The organism is Dehalobacter sp. DCA (genome assembly GCF_000305775.1).
In the GTDB taxonomy this organism is placed as follows: Bacteria; Bacillota; Desulfitobacteriia; order Desulfitobacteriales; family Syntrophobotulaceae; genus Dehalobacter; species Dehalobacter alkaniphilus.
This window is the reverse complement of record NC_018866.1, coordinates 452,169-473,444: the sequence shown is the minus strand read 5'-3', so window position 1 is coordinate 473,444 and position 21,276 is coordinate 452,169. Positions and strand designations below refer to the sequence as shown.

At 45.9% G+C, this 21,276-nt stretch carries 22 protein-coding genes; 3 read left to right on the top strand and 19 right to left on the bottom strand.

Features of this window, described 5'->3' with window-relative positions; genetic code table 11:
• Positions 1-287 precede the first annotated feature (287 nt).
• The 5 genes from DHBDCA_RS02340 to DHBDCA_RS02320 form a co-directional block, all read right to left on the bottom strand.
• A complete protein-coding gene (locus tag DHBDCA_RS02340; RefSeq protein WP_015042548.1) occupies positions 288-1,121 on the bottom strand; it encodes a purine-nucleoside phosphorylase in 834 nt (277 codons plus the stop codon).
• Positions 1,114-2,298: a phosphopentomutase gene (locus DHBDCA_RS02335; RefSeq protein ID WP_015042547.1), complete on the bottom strand. Its 1,185-nt coding sequence runs from the start codon at positions 2,296-2,298 to the stop codon at positions 1,114-1,116. Before DHBDCA_RS02335 ends, DHBDCA_RS02340 begins: the two co-directional genes overlap by 8 nt.
• Complete coding sequence (gene xerD, locus DHBDCA_RS02330) at positions 2,267-3,238, bottom strand: site-specific tyrosine recombinase XerD (RefSeq protein ID WP_015042546.1); 972 nt, start codon at positions 3,236-3,238, stop codon at positions 2,267-2,269. The genes DHBDCA_RS02335 and xerD overlap by 32 nt, the downstream gene beginning before the upstream one ends.
• Positions 3,239-3,340: 102 nt before the next feature.
• A complete protein-coding gene (locus tag DHBDCA_RS02325; RefSeq protein ID WP_015042545.1) occupies positions 3,341-3,940 on the bottom strand; it encodes a stage II sporulation protein M in 600 nt (199 codons plus the stop codon).
• A gap of 209 nt (positions 3,941-4,149) precedes the next feature.
• Entirely contained in the window at positions 4,150-4,674 is a 525-nt protein-coding gene (locus tag DHBDCA_RS02320; protein ID WP_015042544.1) for an NUDIX domain-containing protein, read from the bottom strand.
• Positions 4,675-4,807: 133 nt separating this feature from the next.
• Here DHBDCA_RS02320 and DHBDCA_RS02315 point away from each other — a divergent pair, with 133 nt between their 5' ends.
• Positions 4,808-5,374 (top strand): hypothetical protein, encoded by a 567-nt coding sequence (locus DHBDCA_RS02315; RefSeq protein WP_015042543.1) that lies wholly within the window; start codon positions 4,808-4,810, stop codon positions 5,372-5,374.
• Between the two features lie 91 nt (positions 5,375-5,465).
• On the opposite strand, the gene spo0A is transcribed toward DHBDCA_RS02315, so the two are convergent.
• Together spo0A and spoIVB are read right to left on the bottom strand one after the other, a co-directional pair.
• Complete coding sequence (spo0A, locus tag DHBDCA_RS02310) at positions 5,466-6,272, bottom strand: sporulation transcription factor Spo0A (RefSeq protein ID WP_015042542.1); 807 nt, start codon at positions 6,270-6,272, stop codon at positions 5,466-5,468.
• A 164-nt stretch (positions 6,273-6,436) separates the two neighbouring features.
• Positions 6,437-7,597, bottom strand: coding sequence for a SpoIVB peptidase (spoIVB, locus tag DHBDCA_RS02305; RefSeq protein ID WP_015042541.1), 1,161 nt, complete (start codon positions 7,595-7,597; stop codon positions 6,437-6,439).
• Between the two features lie 235 nt (positions 7,598-7,832).
• On the opposite strand from spoIVB, the gene DHBDCA_RS02300 reads away from it, so the two are divergent.
• A complete protein-coding gene (locus tag DHBDCA_RS02300; RefSeq protein WP_015042540.1) occupies positions 7,833-8,852 on the top strand; it encodes a lysylphosphatidylglycerol synthase transmembrane domain-containing protein in 1,020 nt (339 codons plus the stop codon).
• Positions 8,853-8,952: 100 nt separating this feature from the next.
• Here the strand turns inward: DHBDCA_RS02300 and recN are convergent, their stop codons facing one another.
• The 11 genes from recN to xseA all read right to left on the bottom strand — a co-directional run bounded on the left by recN (position 8,953) and on the right by xseA (position 19,082).
• Positions 8,953-10,623 carry a DNA repair protein RecN gene (gene recN / locus DHBDCA_RS02295; RefSeq protein WP_015042539.1) on the bottom strand — a complete coding sequence of 557 codons (1,671 nt, stop codon included), beginning with the start codon at positions 10,621-10,623 and terminating at the stop codon, positions 8,953-8,955.
• Between the two features lie 51 nt (positions 10,624-10,674).
• On the bottom strand, positions 10,675-11,124 hold the full coding sequence (gene argR / locus DHBDCA_RS02290; RefSeq protein ID WP_015042538.1) for an arginine repressor: 450 nt from the start codon (positions 11,122-11,124) through the stop codon (positions 10,675-10,677).
• Positions 11,121-11,762, bottom strand: coding sequence for a class I SAM-dependent methyltransferase (locus DHBDCA_RS02285; protein WP_242824949.1), 642 nt, complete (start codon positions 11,760-11,762; stop codon positions 11,121-11,123). The genes argR and DHBDCA_RS02285 overlap by 4 nt, the downstream gene beginning before the upstream one ends.
• Positions 11,722-12,540, bottom strand: coding sequence for an NAD(+)/NADH kinase (locus DHBDCA_RS02280; protein WP_015042536.1), 819 nt, complete (start codon positions 12,538-12,540; stop codon positions 11,722-11,724). The genes DHBDCA_RS02285 and DHBDCA_RS02280 overlap by 41 nt, the downstream gene beginning before the upstream one ends.
• 4 nt (positions 12,541-12,544) lie before the next feature.
• Positions 12,545-13,363, bottom strand: coding sequence for a TlyA family RNA methyltransferase (locus DHBDCA_RS02275; protein ID WP_015042535.1), 819 nt, complete (start codon positions 13,361-13,363; stop codon positions 12,545-12,547).
• 59 nt (positions 13,364-13,422) lie between these two features.
• Entirely contained in the window at positions 13,423-15,297 is a 1,875-nt protein-coding gene (gene dxs, locus DHBDCA_RS02270; protein WP_015042534.1) for a 1-deoxy-D-xylulose-5-phosphate synthase, read from the bottom strand.
• Between the two features lies 1 nt (position 15,298).
• Positions 15,299-15,877, bottom strand: a complete 579-nt coding sequence (locus tag DHBDCA_RS02265; protein ID WP_015042533.1) for a hypothetical protein — start codon at positions 15,875-15,877, stop codon at positions 15,299-15,301.
• A 76-nt stretch (positions 15,878-15,953) separates the two neighbouring features.
• Positions 15,954-16,412, bottom strand: a complete 459-nt coding sequence (locus DHBDCA_RS02260; protein WP_015042532.1) for a divergent PAP2 family protein — start codon at positions 16,410-16,412, stop codon at positions 15,954-15,956.
• 297 nt (positions 16,413-16,709) lie between these two features.
• Positions 16,710-17,576 (bottom strand): polyprenyl synthetase family protein, encoded by an 867-nt coding sequence (locus DHBDCA_RS02255; protein ID WP_015042530.1) that lies wholly within the window; start codon positions 17,574-17,576, stop codon positions 16,710-16,712.
• A gap of 16 nt (positions 17,577-17,592) precedes the next feature.
• Positions 17,593-17,829 (bottom strand): exodeoxyribonuclease VII small subunit, encoded by a 237-nt coding sequence (xseB, locus tag DHBDCA_RS02250; RefSeq protein ID WP_015042529.1) that lies wholly within the window; start codon positions 17,827-17,829, stop codon positions 17,593-17,595.
• A 44-nt stretch (positions 17,830-17,873) separates the two neighbouring features.
• Positions 17,874-19,082, bottom strand: a complete 1,209-nt coding sequence (gene xseA, locus DHBDCA_RS02245; RefSeq protein WP_015042528.1) for an exodeoxyribonuclease VII large subunit — start codon at positions 19,080-19,082, stop codon at positions 17,874-17,876.
• A gap of 180 nt (positions 19,083-19,262) precedes the next feature.
• Here xseA and DHBDCA_RS02240 point away from each other — a divergent pair, with 180 nt between their 5' ends.
• Positions 19,263-19,781, top strand: a complete 519-nt coding sequence (locus tag DHBDCA_RS02240) for a ferredoxin domain-containing protein (protein ID WP_015042527.1) — start codon at positions 19,263-19,265, stop codon at positions 19,779-19,781.
• Positions 19,782-20,130: 349 nt separating this feature from the next.
• Here the strand turns inward: DHBDCA_RS02240 and DHBDCA_RS02235 are convergent, their stop codons facing one another.
• Positions 20,131-21,084, bottom strand: coding sequence for a magnesium transporter CorA family protein (locus tag DHBDCA_RS02235; protein WP_015042526.1), 954 nt, complete (start codon positions 21,082-21,084; stop codon positions 20,131-20,133).
• Positions 21,085-21,276: the final 192 nt, after the last annotated feature.

The following is a 21,276-nucleotide window of genomic DNA, read 5'->3' as shown; positions in this document are numbered from 1 at the left end:
CCAGCTAAAGAAATGGGGTTATCATTGGATCAACAATCATCTGCGATTATCTGCGCTGAAATAAAACCCTCAGACCAGTCTGCGTGCCACGGCTCCGCGAAAAGCGGAGCAAGGATTGCGTAGCGCGGCAATTTGCGCCATGGAGGGCGCAACTGCCGAAGAGCGGTGCTGTGGCACGCAGACCAGCCCCAAAGTTGCCTTTCAGCAGGCAGACCGATACCAAATCAAAATGATAAAAAGACTTGCTCAATTCGTAAGGAATAACACGCAAATCGGACTGGACATCGTTAGTCCAGCAACGCGATTAGCTGCCTCATGTACCGCAGAAACGTCTCCTCAATTCGATCCGCCGTCGCCAGAACCTCCTGATGGTCAAGCTTTTGCTCCAAGATCCCGGCGGCCATGTTGGTCACACATGAAATGCCGAGCACTTTCATCCCGCCATGATTCGCAACAATGACTTCCGGTACGGTGGACATCCCAACAAGATCGGCTCCAATCGTTCTTAAATAACGAATCTCTGAAGGCGTCTCATAGCTCGGCCCGCTGAGCGCCGCATAGACTCCCTGCCGGGGATTCAAGCCGTACTCCGTCATCAGGGAGAGCGCCAGCCCTCTCCATTTGCCGTCATAGGCTTCACTGAGATCCGGAAAACGCGGTCCAAGATTGCTGAGATTCGCTCCGCGCAGCGGATTGCTTCCAGTCAGATTGATATGGTCTTTGATCACGATCAGATCACCGGGGCGGTAATCCGGATGGATGCCGCCGGCGGCATTGGTCACGACCAAACCTTTCATCCCGATCGTTTGCATCAGACGGACCGGGAAAGTCACTTCATGCATCTCATAACCTTCGTAATAATGGAAACGTCCCTGGAGAACCATGACATTTCTATCCCCCAGTGTTCCGACAATCAGCCTGCCGGAATGCCCTGTAACGGTAGACACAGGAAAATGCGGGATCTCACTGTACGGAATAACGACCGCATCTTCCACAAGTTCGGCCAGCTTGCCAAGACCTGAGCCCAGAATTATTCCTAGTTCAGGAATATATGGGATTTTCTTGAGCAGAAAATTTTGGGCGTCATTCAGCCATGTCGTCATGACTTGTTCATTAATCATGCTGCTTCTCTCCTTTTAATTCCGTATAAAAACTGGTTCCGTTTTCAAGCGGCTGTACCCCCAAATATTCGGCAATGGTCGCTCCAAGATCTGCAAAGCAGGCTCTCTGTCCAAGATTCACTCCCTGCTTCAGCTTCGGCCCGTATACAAGCAGCGGAACGTATTCCCGGGAATGATCTGTGCTTGCTGTCGTCGGATCACAGCCATGGTCGGCCGTAATAAACAGGATATCATCCTGCCTGAGAATGCCGGTAATTTCCGGGATTCTGGCATCAAAGGCCTCAAGGGCTTCGGCATAACCCCTGACATTATTGCGGTGTCCATAAACCATATCAAAATCAACAAGGTTTGTAAAAATCAAGCCGGGGTCGTCCCGCCGCAGATATTCAATGGTCTTGCTGATTCCATCGTCATTTCCGCGGGAGCTGACATGCTCACTGACTCCTTTGCCATTAAAGATATCGTTGATTTTGCCGACTGCTAACACCTTCTGCCCGGCTTCAGCAATCCTGTCCAGCAGTGTTCTGGCAGGAGGGTCAACTGCAAAATCATGCCTGTTGGTCGTTCTTTGATAATTGCCTGCTTCACCGAGAAAAGGACGCGCAATAACGCGGGCAACCCGTAATTCACCCTGCAGCATTTCCCGGGCAATTCTGCATATTTCCATCAGTTCGCTTAGCGGGATGACCTCTTCATGCGCTGCAATCTGGAATACTGAATCGGCCGAGGTATAAACGATTGGTTTTCCTGTCCTGACATGTTCTGCCCCGAGGCGCTGCATAATTTCCGTGCCGGATACCACCTCATTGCCTAAAGTCAGCCGGCCGATTCGTTCTTCAAACCTTCTGATAAAATCATCTGGAAAGCCGGTCGGAAAAGTTGGAAAGGCCTGATCCAGAATGATACCGGTCATTTCCCAATGGCCGGTGATGGTATCCTTGCCTTTTGATCTTTCAGCCATGAACCCGTAATTTGCGGCAGGATTGCTTTGGGGAGAAACAAAAGGAATTTCGCGTGCGTTTCCAAGACCCATACGCTCAAGATTCGGGATTCTCAATCCGCCTGCCTGCTTGGATATATTCGCAAGTGTATTGCTTCCTTCATCGCCATATTGGGCTGCATCCGGCATTGCTCCGATGCCAACACTATCCATTACGATCAGTATCGCCCGAACCATCTGTATTTCCTCCTTTTTTAGCCCGCGGATGTGATTTGCGGAAAACATCCAGCAGGCGTTTTCTTGTTAAATGCGTATAGATCTGAGTGGTTGATATATCGGCATGTCCGAGCATTTCTTGAACCGAACGCAAATCAGCGCCATTATCAAGCAAATGCGTTGCAAAACTATGTCTCAACAGATGCGGATAGACACTTGATCCCAGGTTGTTTTCCGCTGCCCATTTTTTCAGGATTAGCCAGACACCCTGCCGCGTCAGCGGTTTGCCGCGTGAATTAAGAAAAAGGATATTCCTGGCTTCTGCTGTTGGTTTCGGGTTGCGGGCGAGCAGCATTTGCCTTGTGGAATCAATGTATGCCTTTAAGATAAGGATACCGGGCTCACCCAAAGGTACGATTCTTTCTTTATTCCCTTTGCCCCGGCAGCGAATATATCCTAAATGATAGGAAATATCGTTCAGGCTGAGTCCAATCAGCTCTGAGACCCTGAGCCCGCTTCCATAGAGCACCTCGACAATCGCCCGGTCTCTGCTGCTGAGATCATTTTGACTATCGTTCTGGTCAATTGCCCTGGTCAGATTGATTTCCGACAAGACGTGGGGGAGCTTTTGTTCGAGTTTAGGGGCCGCCAGAAAAACCGTTGGATCGTCATTTCTTTTGTCTTCCTGAAGCAGATACCCGTAAAATCCCCTTAAAGCTGCCGTATACCTGGCCAGTGTTCTTGCAGATTTTCCCTGCTTCTTTTCGTCCAGAATGAAAGTGATCAGGTCTGAGGTACTGCACTGCAAAACTGTCCTGCCATTTTCCTGAACAAAAAGCACAAATTTATAGAGGTCCCTGCTGTAATTGGAACAGGTATTTACGGAAAGCCCTCTTTCAACACGCAGATGGTACAGATAATCTTCTAACAGATCATCCCTTAATTTGCTATTTTTAGACATAAAATATCCTCCCCGCAGTTCATTTCTACGCAAGGAGGAATTATCCTTTTCTTTAGGGATTATCGTTCACATTTAATTTAAAAAATAAGGCTCGTACCCTGTCTATAAACCAAAAAGGCGGGCTCCCAGTATGGTGAAATATCCCTGTATCACCCCGGTGGCTAAAGCCGCGATGGAGATCAATAACGCCATGCCACAGTAGTGGAGAAAGTTATTCTTCAGAAAATCGCCCCGCATCCTGCCCTGCAGCAGAAGAAACGAAAAAACAGTCGCTAGACCGGCTCCGAGCAGAAGACACGGAACCGCCAGAAAAGATGGAAAAAGAACCGTAAACAGGACCAAGCCCAAGCCCATCATTTTTTTCAGCTGAATAATAAACACAACGGTAAAACCGAAGATAAATCCTCTCGTAAAGACGATCAGGTACACCAGCGGAGCTCCAATCACCGTCAAGCCGAGGACCCATATCCCTGCCATCATAATAAAGTTATCCCTGGCCAGCTGCTGAAGGAATGACGTGTCGATGGCGGTTGGTTGTTCTCCGAGCAGGCTGTTGAAAAAACCGGTTAGTTCTTTCGCTTTTTCTATGCCCAATGAACCGACCCCAACTGCTCCGAAAACACCTCCTGCCAGAAATACGCAGCAGAGCGTCAGATAGATAACCCAGTACTGCTTGATATGATCGTACAGCATTTTCTTCATCGTTCTACCTCCCCGAAGACTTGTCCTCAAGAAAATCATATTCAGGAAGGCAGAAGACTATGTCAACTCGTACAACATTCTCAAATTAGTTACACAAATGGTTACTCCAGAGTTAGGTCTGCAGACCAGACCCAAATATGCCTACTCATTTAAAGAATGATGTACAGTGACCCTAAAATCCGTGTAAAACACTGAGGAAATTTTTTTCTTTATAGAGCCAGAAGCAGACCAATAGCAGTTTTGGCATCAAAGAACCCGCTACTCCCTGCCATTTGCAGGGCCTGTTCCCTCGGAACAGCTACGACATTCAGAAACTCATCCTCATCACAGTCCAGAGGAGACCAGCTCAGATGCTGTGCCCGGTAGATATGGATAATTTCATCGGTAAAACCCGGTGATGTATAAAAGGAGCCAAGATAGTTCAGTTCTCCTTCATAACCTGTTTCCTCTCTTAATTCTCTTAAGGCGCAGGTTTCCGGATCTTCACCCGGATCCATTTTACCGGCTGGAATTTCCAGCGTTTCTTTGGCCAGCGCATAGCGGTACTGGCGAACCATCAAGATCTTGCCTTCGTGTTCAGGCACGATGGCTACAGCACCCGGATGCCTTACAATTTCCCGAATAGACGTTTTTCCATTCGGTAGTTCAACGGTATCCTGATGGACACTGATGAACTTTCCGGAATATACGGTCTGTTCGGCAATACATTTTTCTGTCAGGCCGATTTTGTCCATGCTAAACCTCCTGTATTCCATAAAATCTGTGGATTGCACTCTTCATGATGGTTTTTTGTACCGGCTTCCGGCATATTATTGTCTTCCTCCATACTAAGATAGAATAGATCTGTTTGGTCTGGGGGGCGTAAATATGTCGACTGAATCTCATCATAACACCTATCAGCTGCTGGTAACGATAACAACCTTTATCTTTGCTGTTACCTCCATGATTACCGTCTATATTTCCCTGACAGCCTGGAAGGAAGAACGGGAAGCAGTCAGACCCTACCTTACCTTTACGCAATCTCCTTCTGTGGAGATCCTCAATAAAAAAGATCTGACATTCAGTTTTCATTTCACCAACGTCGGTGCGCATCCGGCAGCTTCACTCCATTGTCAGGCCATCTTTGCAGACATTGATTTAAATGCCGAACCGCTCCAGGTTGATCAGATCTCCCTCGCCAATTATGTTTCTCCTGATTCCACTGTGGATTTAGTTGTCACCGTCGATATTCAGACCCAGGGAATGGATACCGGACAGGTCAATCAGCATTATATTATTTTAAATCTAAAATATTTTGATCCGGTATTTGAAAAACAATATGAACAAATTATCTATTTACGATGGGCCGGTATCTCCAAAGGTCAGCTTCAGCCAATTTATCATGCTTCTAGGGAAGACAAGGATCAGATCATCCAATACCTTGGCAAAACCTAGACCGCCATTCAATACGTATATAGTTGAACAATTTAAAACACCTCAGAATTTATTCGAAATAAAATTCTGAGGTGCTGAGCTCAGCAGGCAATCAATTATCAGCAATTCTCAATTTATCTGCGACCATAGCGATAAATTCGGAATTTGTCGGTTTCCCGCGGTCAACATTAATCGTATAGCCAAAAAATTTGTTCATGAAATCAATATTTCCTCTGTCCCAGGCTAGTTCAATCGCATGGCGGATTGCCCTTTCCACTCTGCTGGGAGTCGTCCCATAATTTTTGGCGATCATGGGATACAATTCTTTGGTCACAGCACCAAGCAGAGAAACATCTTTGATCACGGAGACAATAGCGTCTCTCAGATACTGATAGCCCTTAACATGCGCGGGTACTCCCATCTGCTGGATCATCTTGGTAACTTCAACTTCAATCATCTTGGAATTCTTGGCGTTAACCTGGATAACACTGCTCATATTCGAAGATAACATCGCATTTGAAATATTGTTAAACGAAGGAGCGGCTTCATAAACCCCGACCAGCTGCCGTATTCTTTTCCCTAACGTTTCCAAATCAAACGGTTTCAATATGTAATAGTCAGCCCCCAGCTGAACTGCCCGCTGTGTCATATTTTCCTGGCCAAAAGAAGTTAAAATGATCACTTTGGGCCTTTTGATCGTGTTTATTAGTTTTTCCATGACGCCTAATCCGTCAAGATGAGGCATAATTATATCCAGGACCACGACATCAGGTTCCTCTTTTTTGATCATATCCAGTGCGTCGTTTCCGTTATAAGCTACACCCGAAAGCACCATGTCCTTTTGATTGCTTATATATTCCTTTAATACTTCAATAAAATCGCGGTTATCGTCAGCCAACAAAACTTTTATTGTTTCCATCGAACTATCCTCCAGTTTCCAAAGATACGCCAAAAAAACATATAAATCCAATCCTGTTACTCTTCGACAAGAATTTACCAATTCCTTCTGATCTATTGGAAAAATATATATATTCAGTATGAAGTATCATTTTATAAAATATAATAAGAAAATATAATAAGCATTCATGTATTGAAGAAACCGCCCTCGCGGGCGGCTGCTGCTTTACTCGTTATACCTGATTCGTCTATCATTTTCTCAATAAATATTCCGTATCCCCGGGTAGAATCATTGACAAATACATGCGTAACGGCGCCAACAATTTTGCCATTTTGAATAATCGGGCTGCCGCTCATACCTTGGACGATCCCTCCCGTTTTTTCCAGCAATTCCGGATCGGTGATCCTGATAATCATGTTTTTGTTGTCAGTCCGGTACTGCATAATTTTTTCTATTTTAATGTCAAATTCTTCGATGGTATTGTCTTTTAAAACCGTATAGATTTTAGCCGGCCCAACCTCAACCTCGGATTTCCAGGCTATAGGGACAATGGTACTGAAATACGGATTCCGGACTTCACCTTCATAAATACCAAATATCCCGCTGGCTGAATTCTTGGCAATTTTACCGGTGAAATTTGACTGAAGCATAAACGTACCAATTTTTTCTCCGGGGTCTCCTCTTTGACCTTTTTCAATGGCGTAGATTGTGGATTCAACGATTTTGCCGTCACTTAATTCAATTTGGTCATTGGTATCAATATCCGTGATGACGTGTCCCAAAGCCCCGAATATTTTCGTATCGGGTTCAGTAAACGTCAGAGTTCCCACTCCTGCAGCCTCATCCCTGATAAACAGCCCTATCCGATATCTTTGGGTTTCTGAGCAGAATACCGGCTGAATCTTTTTTTCCAGAATTTTTTCTTTGTGTTTGATCTCAAGTACAATGGTTTTGTTTTCTTTGCATTTTTTATCGATTTCCTGTGCTACCTGAAAATCATTCGTTGCTGTGATGCCATTAATTTTTAAAATGATGTCCCCGACTTCTATTCCAGAATCCTTTGCAGGATAAGACTGTTTGCCTTCCTTGTTCGTGATCGGAGCATATCCTACGACCAAGACTCCTTTGGTCTGTAAGGTCACTCCAATGGATTGTCCGCCTGGAACAACGGATGGCCGTACTTTATTGACTTCCTTGCCTGCTGAAAAAAAATCGAGATAATTGATTACCGGGTAAAAACGACTGGTTTCTGTTTTCTGATAGAATCCTGCAATTTGTTGAATACTAAGGGTAAAAACGAGGAGAATTCCTATTCGGAAAATAATACGGGTTAGTTTTTTATGCAAACCGTTTTTTCCCTTCAGTTTTTCACCCTCCTCACGTATTTTTTTCTCTGCAGAGATACTACAATAAAATTTTTTATTGCAGTATTAGATTTCCCTTATAAAAAGGTTTCATCCTGTGAAATGTTTTCTAGGATTTCTTAAATTTATGGCGAAATAAAAAAATGACAAAAGCTAGCACTCTTGTCATTTGTTGGGTTATAATAGGCTTCATAATAGTCATAAAAGGAAACAAACGATGAAAAAAATATTTGTAAATTATTTTTTTACAGCCCTGGTCATTGCCGTGACCGTCTGGATATTGATTTCCAGTTCGAAATTTAGTATTATACCTCACCTGATCGCCATAACTGATGGAGGGCTGTTATTCCTGGCATTTGTCTGCATGGTCCTTTTTTGGTTTTTTGATGCGTTAATTATTAAAGTGATTGTTGAGATCTCTGATCAAGGTATCCGTTTTTGGCAGTATATGAAAATAGCGCTGATTGGACAGTATTATAGTTCCATTACTCCTTTTTCTGGCGGAGGACAGCCTGTCGCGCAGGTCTATACGATGAAAAATGACTATAAAATCCCGCTGGGGCTGGCTACATCAGTCACGATCAATAAATTTACGATCTATCATATTATTGTGACTGCCTTCGCCTTGGTTATGGCTATTTTTAAGTATGATTTTATCTTTGAGCAGGGTGCTGTCAGCAAAACCTTCATTGCTATAGGTTTTATGATCAATATCATATCGACGCTGGCTCTTCTTTTGCTCTGTTACAACAGTTTGATTGTGAAAAAGGTCTGCCTTCTGATCTTAAGATTGCTTCATAAAATCAAACTGGCCAAGAATATGAATGATCAAATCTTTTCCAGTCATATTGAGGAATACAGAAGTTCTCTGCGCTTGTTCCTGAGAGACCGCAAAGCTCTGCTTCTAACCTGTCTCTATACGTTGATTCAAGTCATCGTGTACTTTTGCGTAACCTATTTTGTCTATCTGTCATTTGGTTTAAGAGACGCGTCCCTGTTTGATATTCTTGCTGTGCAGTCTTTGCATTACATGGCGATTAATTACATTCCGACGCCTGGAAATGCCGGAGCATCTGAGGGAGGATTTTACCTGATATTCGGGCTGGTTTTTCCTTCCGGTGTTATGATCTATGCGATCATGCTCTGGAGATTCATCGTCTATTATTTAAATTTGTTCGTGGGCGGGATTGTCGTACTGATCGATTACCTGTATAAACAAAGCTTAAAGAAGTCGTAAAGGAAGCCCGTATTAAAAAAGTACCCTGCTGTCGCTTTTGTATGCGAAATAACAGGGTACTTTTTTTATTACATTTTAATTCATTTTTTGGCCTGTTAATTTATTTTTTGGCCTGCTGCCATAATTCCTCCGCAAGGCTTAGCGCGACGCTTTCACCGCCAAGCATTCGGGCCATTTCCTGGACCCTTTCACTTTCGCCAAGCCGATTGACTTTGGTCTGTGTCCGGTCTTCCACAACGACTTTATCAATGCCAAAATGGCTGTCGGCAAATGCCGCGATAGGCGCCGAGTGGGTAATGCAGAGCACTTGTCTGTTCTCAGATATTTTTTCAAGCTTTTCAGCGACCTTCATGATCGTTCTGCCGCCGACTCCGCTGTCCACTTCATCGAAAACAAACGTATCCACAGTTTCCACTTTCGATAATAAGCTTTTGAAAGCCAGCATGATCCTGGCCATTTCTCCGCCTGAAGCCACTTTGGCCAAAGGCTTGGGAGGTTCTCCGACATTCGCGGAAAAATAAAATTCGATCTGTTCCGCACCTTCGGGCGACGGTTCAGTGACTGGTGAGAATATGATTTCGATTCTGGCCTCGTTTAACCCCAAATCGAGCAATTCGTCTGCCAGGCCCTTTTCAATTCGTTCAGCCTGAATCCCGCGGTTCAGGCTGAGTTCCTCCGCCAGATTATTATACGTTGTCAGCGCTTCTTTCTTTTCGCGCCGGATATTTTCCTTTTCATCCTGAAGATGGGCAATTTCTTCAAGTTCTTCTCCCATTTCAACCCGTCTTTCCAAAACAGCTTCAATCGTATACGCATATTTTCTGAGCTTACCGAGATCAATCAGGCGGGTTTCAATTTCGTCAAGCCTTCCTGGTTCAAAATCCAGCCTGTCTTTATAGGACCGCAGTTTGGTCACATAATCTTCAAGACTGAAATAGATCTCTTCAAGGTTCTTATGCAGCTCTTCAATCTCAGGATCAAGCGCCGAGAGTTCCCCCATTTTTTCTGTGGCTGACCCAATCATATCAAAAGCAGAATCAGAGGTTTCTTTGGTTCCGGCATATAGTTCATCATAGGCTTCATTGACAAGACTGACGATCTTCTCGGCATTCAGCAGAAACTTTTTCTCCTGTTCCAGAGATTCCTCTTCACCGGAAACCGGTGCAATCCGGTCAATTTCCTCAATCTGGTAACGCAGTATTTCTTCCCTTTTCTCCCTGTCCCGCTCCGAACGCAGGAGTTCTCTTTCTCTGGACATGGTGTTCCGGTAATTGACAGCCGCGTCCCTGACTTGTTTCAGCAGTTTTAAATGCTCCTCGCCGCCGAAACTGTCTAAGAGCTCCCTTTGGGTTTCGGCCTGCAGCAGTGACTGGTGCTCCATCTGATCGTGAATGTCTACGAGTCCTTCACAGAATGTCCGGTACAGGGATAACGGGACGGTTCTGCCCTGAACACGGCAGACATTCCGGCCGGAATCATTGATTTCCCGATACAGATACAGCAGATCATCTTCGAGCGGATATCCTTCGTCCTGCAACATTTCAGTCAATTTCAGCGGCAGATTGGAAAAAATCCCTTCCACACACGCTTTGTCCTTGCCATGCCGCAGAAATTCATTGCTGGCTCTTCCGCCCAGAAGCAAACCCAACGCATCGACCAGCATGGATTTTCCGGCTCCTGTCTCCCCTGTAAAAACAGACAAGCCTTTATCAAAAACCAAATGGACATCTTCCATCAGTGCAAAATCTTTGATGCGAAGTTCTACGAGCATAGGTCTCCTCCTCTTTGCATACTCAGTCAATCCATGATTTTAAGGCATGGCTCAGCTCAGTTCGGTTAGTCTTTCCAGAATGATTTCTGTTTGTTCTTTAGGTTTGATCAGAAGAAAGATGGTATCATCGCCGGCTACAGTGCCGATCACTTCTTTCCAGCCGATATTGTCAAGCAGCAACGCCATCGCCTGCGCATTCCCCGGTATGGTCTTGATCACAATGATGTTTCCGCTGCTGTCGAACGAGATCACGACTTCCTTGAACATTCGTTTCAATCTTTCCTGATACCCGGGAGGATGCGCTTCAGCCTGAATGGCATAACGGTATTCATCGTCCGAGCCGGATATCTTGATCAGACCCATCTCCTTGATATCCCGCGAAACAGTGGCCTGTGTGACATTAAAGCCCTCTTCGAGCAGCCTTTGCGCTAATTCTTCCTGCGTTTTAACCGGTTCATTGGTAATCAGTTCCTGGATTTTTTTCTGACGGCGGCTTTTCATGAATGATCACCTCTGTTCTTCTGAATTGTTAGCCAATATGGAGATGTCTCACCTTGATTTAGATACATTCCCTGCAGGACATGAAAATCCTTCTTGGACAGTTCTGCTGCATAGGCATTCAGTGTATTTGCTTCTTCCAAGCTGCGGCTGTGTCCGCGATAGACGGTCAACATGATGACCCCTTTGGCAACCAGCAGCTTCAACGTATCATTTACCGCCCGAAGCGTTGTCTCCGGCTCGGTAATGATTGTCTGACTGCTCCCGGGCAAATATCCGAGATTGAAAACGGCAGCTCTGATTCCTTGCGGAACAAGGCACCCAATCTCTGTGTGACTCTCCCGGAATAAGGCGACCCTGTCGAGCATCTTATGCGCTGTGAGCAGTTCCCGGGTTGATTGGATAGCTTCTTCCTGAATATCAAACGCAAACACCCGGCCTTCAGGACCCACGCATTCCGCCAGAAAAAGGGTGTCCTTGCCGCGTCCTGCCGTAGCATCAATCACCTGATCTCCCGGCTGGATAAGGTGCTGCAGATACATTTTTAACATTGTCTGCGTATTTTCGATCCCCTTCGGATTAAAGACACCGTTCATGCCCTCATGATTCATGCCAGCGGTCCCGGAGTTTCTCCCGGACAACCTTCGGGAAGCTCCTTCCTCCAAGCCGGATAAATCTTGCTTTAATCGGAGCCGTCTCAATCCGGACCGCATCTCCGGAATTCATGGTCGTCAGATACTTCCCGTCGACGGTCACCCGGCATTTATTGCCTCTGGTCAGACTGATATCTATTTTTTCCTTGTTTGATATGACCATGGGCCGGGACGAAAGCGCATGGGCAGCCAGCGGCGTGATCAACATGGCCTGAACATCCGGGCTCACAACAGGTCCGCCGGCTGAAAGTGAATAGGCGGTCGAACCTGTCGGGGTTGCAATAATCAAGCCGTCCGAAGGCGGACTCGCAATCGGTTCACCGGAAAGCTTGACCTGAAGCGTTATCAGCGTCTCTTCACTGTCCCGGATAAAAACGACATCATTCAGAACCATATCCTGCTGTTTTTGACCGTCTTTGAAATATGAAGTAATCATCATGAGTCTCTCATCGACCGTATATTCATTGCGCAGCACCTTTTTTAAGGCAGAATAGATTTCGCCGCGTTCAACCTCGCATAAAAAACCAAGCCGGCCGTAATTCACGCCGAGAACCGGGATGTTGAACCGGGCGGCTTCTCTGGCAGCTTTCAAGACTGTGCCGTCTCCGCCAAGGGAAAGTACAAAGTCAACATCTTCCGTAATCTCCTGGTCCCATTCCGGTACAGTTTCCCATCCCTGACTGTTGAACCAATTGATCAGCTGAGGGGTGATGCTCTCTTTCGTAATTTTAGAATGGTTAATCCATATCCCTACCTTGTTTCCCATCCGTTCACTCCGTTCCTGCCTGAGCCTTCAGAACAAGCTCAGTCAGACAAGGATTCCAGTCGAATACCGCTGCCTCTTGCTCATTTCCGTTGTGGAGCCAGGCTAAAAATTCTATATTTCCTTCGGGACCGCGAATTGGCGAAAAATCCAGTCCCTTGACCTGAAATCCCTGTTTTTGAGCTTCAGACAGGACGTTTTGCAGAACCCCCCGGTGAACTTGCGGGTCTCTGACAACACCGTTTTTGCCGACATTCTCGGGTCCGGCCTCAAATTGCGGTTTGATGAGGACCAGCGCCTGTCCGCTTTCTTTCAAAATCGCTGTCATCGAGGGAAAAATCTTGGTCAGGGAAATAAATGAAACATCACATACGATCCAGTCCACTTTTTCCGGAAGACTGTCCGCAGTCAGGTAACGCGCATTGGTTCTTTCCAGGCAGACCACTCTTTCGTCACTGCGCAGCCTCCAAGCCAGCTGACCGTAGCCAACATCGACCGCATAGACCCTGGAAGCCCCATTCTGCAGTGCGCAATCTGTAAATCCGCCGGTAGACGCCCCGATATCGGCAATGACCTTATCCTTCAGATCCAGCTGAAATACGTCCATCGCCTTGGCCAGTTTCAGACCTCCGCGCGAAACGTAAGGATGGATCTCTCCCTTGACAATCAGACCCGTATCTTCTTCCAGCATGATGCCTGGTTTGTCAAGACGAAGATTGTCCTTATAGACTTTTCCGGCCATAATTAAAGCTTTAGCTTTTTCTCTGCTTTCAACCAATCCTTTTTGGACTAGAAGAAGATCGAGTCGGGATTTATTTTTGGCCACGATATGCCCATCCTTGCTCTAGTAGATAGATATCTATTTTCATCATTAAGATCTATTCATTAAAATCTATTCTTCATCAGTTCTCTGGAAACACTGACAATATGCTCAATCGTAATGCCGCAGTCTTGATGGAGAAGCGAAATTGCACCGTGTTCAACATAATCATCATATCCTATCCGTTCGACTGCTGTGCCTTGAATTCCTTCCTCCTCAAGAACTTCCAGTACCGCGCTGCCCATCCCTCCGGCGAGGATATGGTCCTCAACCGTAACCAGCCTCCCTGTTTTTTGGACCTCGGCAGTCACCATTTCCCGATCGATCGGATTGATAAAACGCAAATTAATCACACCGGCCTGAATACCTTCAGACTCCAGCTGCTTAGCAGCCTCCATACAAAAATTTACAACCGGCCCAAAACCGATCAGGGTAATATCCTGGCCCTCTCGCAGCAGTTCCGCTTTGCCTTTCGGCAATGTTTTGAATTCCTTATCAATCTTCACACCGACACCGGCCGACCTCGGGTACCGGACAGCTACCGGGTTGTCCAAGGTGAGCGCTGTATGAATCATATGTTTAAGTTCATTTTCATCTTTAGGCGCCATCAAGGTAAGGTTCGGGATCGTTCTGAAAAAAGAAATATCGAATATACCGTGATGCGTCTTCCCGTCCTCGCCGACGACGCCGGCCCTATCGACCGCAAACACGACCCTGGCATTTTGCAGGCAGACATCATGCAGGACCTGGTCATACGCTCTCTGATAGAACGTGGAATACATGGAAACAACCGGTTTCAGTCCCTCCAGCGCGAGTGCCGCAGCAAAAGTTACCGCGTGCGGTTCGGCAATTCCGACATCAAAAAATCTTTCGGGGTAATTTTGGCCAAAATTGCTCAGACCTGTCCCTGATCCCATGGCTGCCGTAACTGCAACGATCCTGTTATCCTCTTCCGCCAATTCACAAATGGTCCGTCCAAATACTTCCGTATAAGTCGGCGGCGCATTCTTTTTAACCATTTCACCCGTTTCTTTGGAAAATGGCCCTACCCCATGGAAGATATCCGGGCTTTGCTTGGCCGGCTCATACCCATTGCCTTTGCAGGTCTTAATGTGAACCAGAACCGGACCTTTTTTTTGTTTGGCCTGGTGGAGAACCTTTTCCAGTGACGCAATATCATGTCCATTAATTGGCCCGAGATAGGTCAGGCCCAGCTCCTCGAACAACAGACCGGGTACCAGGAAATATTTAATGCCGTCTTTAGCCCTTCCAGCTGCTTTAGCCATGGAGGACCCAATACACGGGATATTTCTTATGAACTTTTGGACATCTTTCTTCCTTCTGTCATAAGATGGATCTGTCCTGATCTTGTTCAGATACGAGGACATTGCGCCGACATTCTGGGAGATAAACATTTCGTTATCATTTAAAACAATAATTAAATTGCTGTCGCTGTTACCGGCATGATTCATCGCTTCATAGGCCATCCCGCCGCTCATTGCTCCATCACCAATCACAGCAACAACATGATAATTTTCCTTCTTAATGTCCCTGGCTTTGGCGAAGCCCAGTGCAGCTGAGATGGAAGTGCTGGCATGTCCGGTATCAAAACAGTCGTATTCGCTTTCCTCTCTCTTCGGAAAACCTGCCAAACCGTGAAATTGCCGGATCGTCTTAAAAGCTTCCTTCCTTCCGGTTAGAATCTTATGACCATAGGCCTGATGACCAACATCCCAGATAATCTTGTCGGTTGGGGTGTCAAATACTCTATGCAGCGCCAGGGTCAGTTCCACAACGCCGAGGTTTGATGCCAGATGACCGCCATTCACTGAAATAATATCTATCATCTCCTGACGGAGTTCTTCAGCCAGAACTGTCAGGTCACTTTCGCTTAAGCTTTTCAGATCGGTCGGAGAATCAATTTTGTCCAGAAGCCGCAAATTATTTTCCTCCTCGTTTATTTTTTGTCATGCTCAGTCCAGTTACCTTTTCCACACTGGCAATCACTCTGCCGGTCATATCAACAATCCGATTTGCTTCGTTAATCGCAATGGTTTTGCCCCAGGCCTTTCCCGTCACAGTAAGCGAAGCAATCAAGGCCAAAATCAACACATTTAAAAGTACCTTCCAGGTACTTAAAACAGAAAATTTAGCGATTAAGCTTAAGATAATGGTCGCGCCCATTGCCCCGCTTAATGTTCCCGTGATATCGCCGACAATATCATTGGCGAAATTGGCGACTTTATCGGCGTGTTTGATTAAATAGACAGACTGCTTGGCGCCAAAAATTTTTTTGGCTGCCCGGGCATGGTGAGGCGCTTCATCAGCAGCCGTCACCGCAATACCGATGATATCAAACAGGATTCCGACCGTAATCACAACCATCAGCAATATCCAGGTCAGGCTTACCGAAAAAAACCTTAAAAAAGCCTCTGTTCCGCTTCCCAGAAGTGAAGCAATAAAAAACGTGGCAATAAATACGGTAATAATATAGCGAACACTTTGTTTCTTGCGAACCAAAAGTCTATCCTGCCTTTCTAATCCTATACCCTGTTCTCAAAATAACGACACGAGAATGGGCTGCATTCTGGCGTCACTAAAAGATCAAACCGACTGCGCAGCCCAGAATTGCGCCACCAAACACTTCAAAAGGCGTATGACCGATTAGTTCCTTAAACTTTTCCTCTTGAATATTATAACCCAAAAAATCTGTCGGGTGCTGCCGCATCCATTCCACAAGATAGTTGATAATTCTGGCATGATTTCCGGCTGCGCGCCGGACACCGGCAGCATCATACATGACAATAACAGCCAGCGTAACAGCAATCGCAAACAGAGAAGATTCCCAGCCATCGGTTTTGCCAATGCTGATGGCCAAGGCACACACAATCGCTGTATGCGAACTTGGAAATCCGCCGGAACTTGTCAGAAGATCAAAATCCCATTCCTTCTCAATCACAAAATTGATCAGGATCTTTAAGAATTGGGCAAGTATCCAGGCAAAAAGCGAAACCCACATGATATTGTTGTTCAATATCGAAGAGACTGGGTTCATGGAGATGAATCATCCTCTCTCATCCTGATTAATTTTTTCTATCATGATGATGTTTCTGTCATTGTTCCCGTCATTCGTCATTTTTATCTGTACCTTGTAACCCCTAAAATTGTAATATAATGGTGAGCAGATTTCTTTTAAGACAAGGCGGTCGCTCTCTGCCATCCATGGCACCGCGACACTAGGCCATCCATGGCCGTCGGAGGCGAGCCATACCGAGTGTATGGCGATTGATGACAACGCAGTATGAAAAGAAATCCGCCGCCAGGATATATGAGATTTAGGGGTTACATGGTACTAGTTTGTTCTTTCAGCGGTGTAGTCAGCCAGAGATAATAAAAACGCCGCTTTCGGGCCAAAACAAGATAGGGATTCTTTCGCCAGAAAGATCGTTTTTTCCAGTTGTTCCCTGGCCCCCTCAAGCCCCAGCAGCGACGGATAGGTCGGTTTGCCGGATTTCTGGTCCTTACCGGCGGATTTACCGATAACCGCACTTTCTCCTACAACATCAAGAATATCGTCTTTGATTTGAAAGGCTAATCCTAAGTATAAAGCATAGCTTGTCAGGATTTCAATCTCCGGTTCCGATCCTCCGCCTAGAATTGCGCCAAGACGAGCTGAAGCCTTTAGAAGAGCGCCGGTCTTTAAATGATGGACCTGCTCGATATCAGCCAGCGTACTGTTTTCCAGGTTGCCAAGCGTATCCAGGCTCTGCCCTCCGACCATGCCCTGCCAGCCGGCGGCTTGAGCGGTCTCTCGGATGACCCTTAATTTTTTCTGAGCCTCTATTGCCGAAGGCCCGGCCAGCAGCTCAAAAGCAAGCGTAAGCAAGGCATCACCCGCCAAAATGGCTCCCGCTTCTCCGAACACTTTATGGTTCGACAGTTTACCTCGGCGATAATCATCATCATCCATGGCCGGAAGATCGTCATGAATCAGAGAATAGGTATGGATAAGCTCGATCGCGGCAGCTTCCGAGACAAGCTCTTCCGGACGGCCGCCGACAAGCTCTGCACAGGCCAGAGCCAATACGGGCCGAATCCTTTTACCTCCGCCGACCAGGGAATAGTTCATGCTCCTGCCCAGGATATTCTGATCCAGCGGCAAATGATTGAGATATTGTTCAACCATCTCTAAATAGTCATGATAGCGTTCTTTAAACATTTTTCTGTCTGTACTCCTAATCTTGATCGGTTAAGACCAGTTCGCCTTTACTGTTTTCCAACAACACTTTGACTTTTGCTTCGGCCGAATCCAGAAGGCCGTTGCATTGTTTGATCAGGTCAATTCCTTCCCCAAACAATTCCAGGGCCTGCTCGAGCTGCACATTGTTCTGGTCGAGGTCATTAATAATTTGTTCCAGCTTTTCAATCCCCTTTTCAAAGCTGAGGGCTTCTTTATCATTATTCTTTTTCATGGCAATCCTGGTAATCCTCTCTTGACGTTTGAATCGCTTAACGCTTATCGTTCTACTGTATCTGTTACTTCGCAGATTAACTTCCCATCGCTGAGCCGCACGGATAAAGTGTCCCCTGCCGCGGCCTGTCTCACCGTTTTGATTAATTTCCCCTCGGTATCATAGGCTAAAGAATATCCTCTTCCCAGTATATTCAAAGGACTTAATAAGTCAATTTTCGCGCTTAACAACCTAAGTATACCATTCTTTTCTGTCAGAAATCCAGTCATTCCCTCGACAAGACGCGTGGAGAGATAGTCCAGATTCTGTCTGGACTGTTCGACACGCCAGCCCGGGCGGGCCAAAGCAGAGTTGGACATCAGTTCTTCCACTTTATGCCTTTTGGTTCGCAGAACGCTTTGGATTCTTTGTGTAAGTTTTTCTTCATAATAACGAATACCGTCTTTCAATTCGTTAAGGACCGGAATGACCAATTCTGCAGCAGCCGACGGCGTCGGCACTCTTAAATCGGCAACAAAATCCGCAATCGTATAATCGACTTCATGACCGACAGCAGAAACGACCGGTATGCTGGAAGCGGCAATGGCTCTTGCCACCTCCTCGGTGTTAAAAGCCCATAGTTCTTCCAGGGAACCGCCTCCTCTGCCGACAATCAGCAGGTCAATCTCTCCATAATGATTGGCTCGCTGAATAGCTCGGACGATTTCTCCCGGTGCTGCCTCACCCTGAACCGCAGAAGGAATAATGATTAAAGAAACCAATGGATTGCGTCTTCGGGCAATATGCAAGATGTCCTTCAGCGCTGCTCCGGTAGAACTGGTCACAATGGCCACCCTCGAAGGAAATCTTGGAATCGGTTTCTTCTTCTCTGTGGCGAACAGTCCTTCGGCAGCCAGCCGGCTCTTTAGCTGTTCAAATGCCAGATATAAAGCGCCGATGCCGCTCGGGCAGATTTCTTCCGCATACAGCTGGACGCTGCCGTCTTTTTCATAAAGACGGATACTTCCCCGGATCAACACCTTCATTCCGTTTTGAGGCTGAAAACCGGCCGTCAGATTCCTGGTTTTAAACATTACGGTTTTAATGCCGGCTTCTTTATCTTTCAACGTAAAATACCAGTGACCTGACGGAATATGATCTTTGAAATTGGATATCTCGCCTGTCACCCAGCAATTCCATAAACCGTTATGTTTTTTCAGCGCGTCATTGATTTCCCGGTTGATTTCCGATACTGTCAATATTTTTTCGGTCAAATCAGTTCCACCTCATTTAAATACCCTTTAAATACCCTTGTCGATCTTAAAAAACATGGATATAATGGCGTGCAGATTTTTACAAAGTTCTGGTAATTCGTTATAATAATAGTACTATTATACTTACAAAATATCAAAAACACTAGAACAGCGCACCATTTTGAAGGGAGAAACAGGAATATGGAAATTATGAAAACCGTAGCTGAGCTTATGGCTTTGTCCGCAGTCACCGCCCCGAAAGCAAAAGGACAGGATTACATAAACGTAAAGGTCATTACAGAGCCAGCTGTACTGACCTATCTGGCCGATGAAATGTCGAAGTGCAGCGAGGAAAATGGGAAGAAGTTTTTCAACCGTGATGCTGCCAATATACGTAATTCTCAGGCGCTGGTTTTACTTTCTCTGAAGGATGCCAAACATGCCGGCTTAAACTGCGGCGCCTGCGGCCATCCAAACTGCACGATGCTCGAAGCTGTCGCGCAAGGGCCGGAATTTAACGGTCCGCTTTGTCCCTGGCGCCTGATTGACCTGGGTATTGCACTCGGGTCAGCCGTAAAGACAGCCGGAACGCTCAACGCGGATAACCGCATCATGTATTCCGCAGGCGCCGTTGCGAAAAAAATAGGGTTAATAGAGGGGGATATCGCTGTCGCAATCCCGCTGAATGCGAGCAGCAAAAACATCTATTTTGACCGCTAATGTTCTATTCTTACTTAGTCTTTTTTGTAAAGAATCTTTTGTATTCGTATACTGCTAATAGCTCACAAAACTATTAGCGGTATTTTCTTATCATTTTGGGTTTACGCCATGTACCCTAACCGCTCTTCGGCTATTGCGCCCTCCTTGGCGCGTCGCTCCTTGCCATCCATGGCACCGCGACATTAGGCCATCCGTGGCCGTCAAAAAGCCGCGCTCCGCATCGTGCTCCGCTTGGGCGCGGATAGACTACATGGCGTTGATTTTGAGTATATAAAGTAATAGGAAAAGCGCCTCAAATGAAGCGCCATCTTAGACTGAATATCTTTTTTCTTAGACTGAATATCTTTTCTTATAATATCTTCCTTCGAATCAGGATATATACTGCAGTTCCCGTAACCAGCGCAGCAATCGCCACGACGAAGACAAACCCATATGGATTTGAATCGCGGAAAGGGACATTGACATTCATTCCCCAGAAACTTGCGATCATCGTCGGGATCGCTAAAATAATCGTCATCGACGTTAAGAATTTCATGACCATATTCAAGTTGTTCGAAATAATGGATGCAAACGTATCTGTCAGATTCGTAAGGATCCTGCTGTACATCTCAACCATCTGAACAGCCTGATTATTTTCAATGATGACATCTTCCAGCAAATCTTCATCTTCTTCATGAATCTGAATGAGATGCCGGCACTGATTATTCGAGCGGATACGCAGCAGCCGATCCATAACAATGCCATTGGAACGAAGCGAGGAAGTAAAGTACGTTAAACCCTGCTGGAGATCCATCAGTTCGAATAGTTGTTTGTTTTTCATGGTTCTGCGCAGATCCACTTCAATTTGTTCACTTAACCTGCTGATTTGGCGCAGATATCTTAAATAATACGTTGCGGACTTGTAGAGGATCTGAAACAAAAACCTTGTTCGCTTGGCCGTATTGAAAGACCGCCGGTTATACTCATTAAATTCGAGAACAACGGGGTTATTTTCGAGACAGACCGTGATAATGTTTTCAGTCGTTATAACGATACCCAAAGGCAACGTGTCATAACTCGTCTCACTTAACATGACCGGTATATTAATAAGAATAAGCGCAGAATCATCTTCAATTTCAATACGCGGACGTTCTTCCTCATCAAGCGCCGCTTTGAGAAAATCAAGCGGGCAGTTGGTTTTTTCCGCAATCAGAACAAGTTCATCTGACGCAGGATTAACAAGGTTGACCCAGGCATTTCGCGTCAGGCTGTTCAGGTCATGTTCCTGGTAATTAATTCCATCGTTTTTATAGATTCTGAGCACAGCTTCCCCCCCGTTTTCCGCAGGAAGAAAGTCTCAGAATCCAAATGAAAAAAGCTATCTGCTTGATGACAGAACTATTTTCAATCTTCAAAAAATCGTAAGAAAACTAAGACTTTTTCCTGCTTTATACTATTGTAGATTTCTATTCCTCCGTAGGAACCGTCACCGTCCAGTTTTCTCACCTGCTTTCAT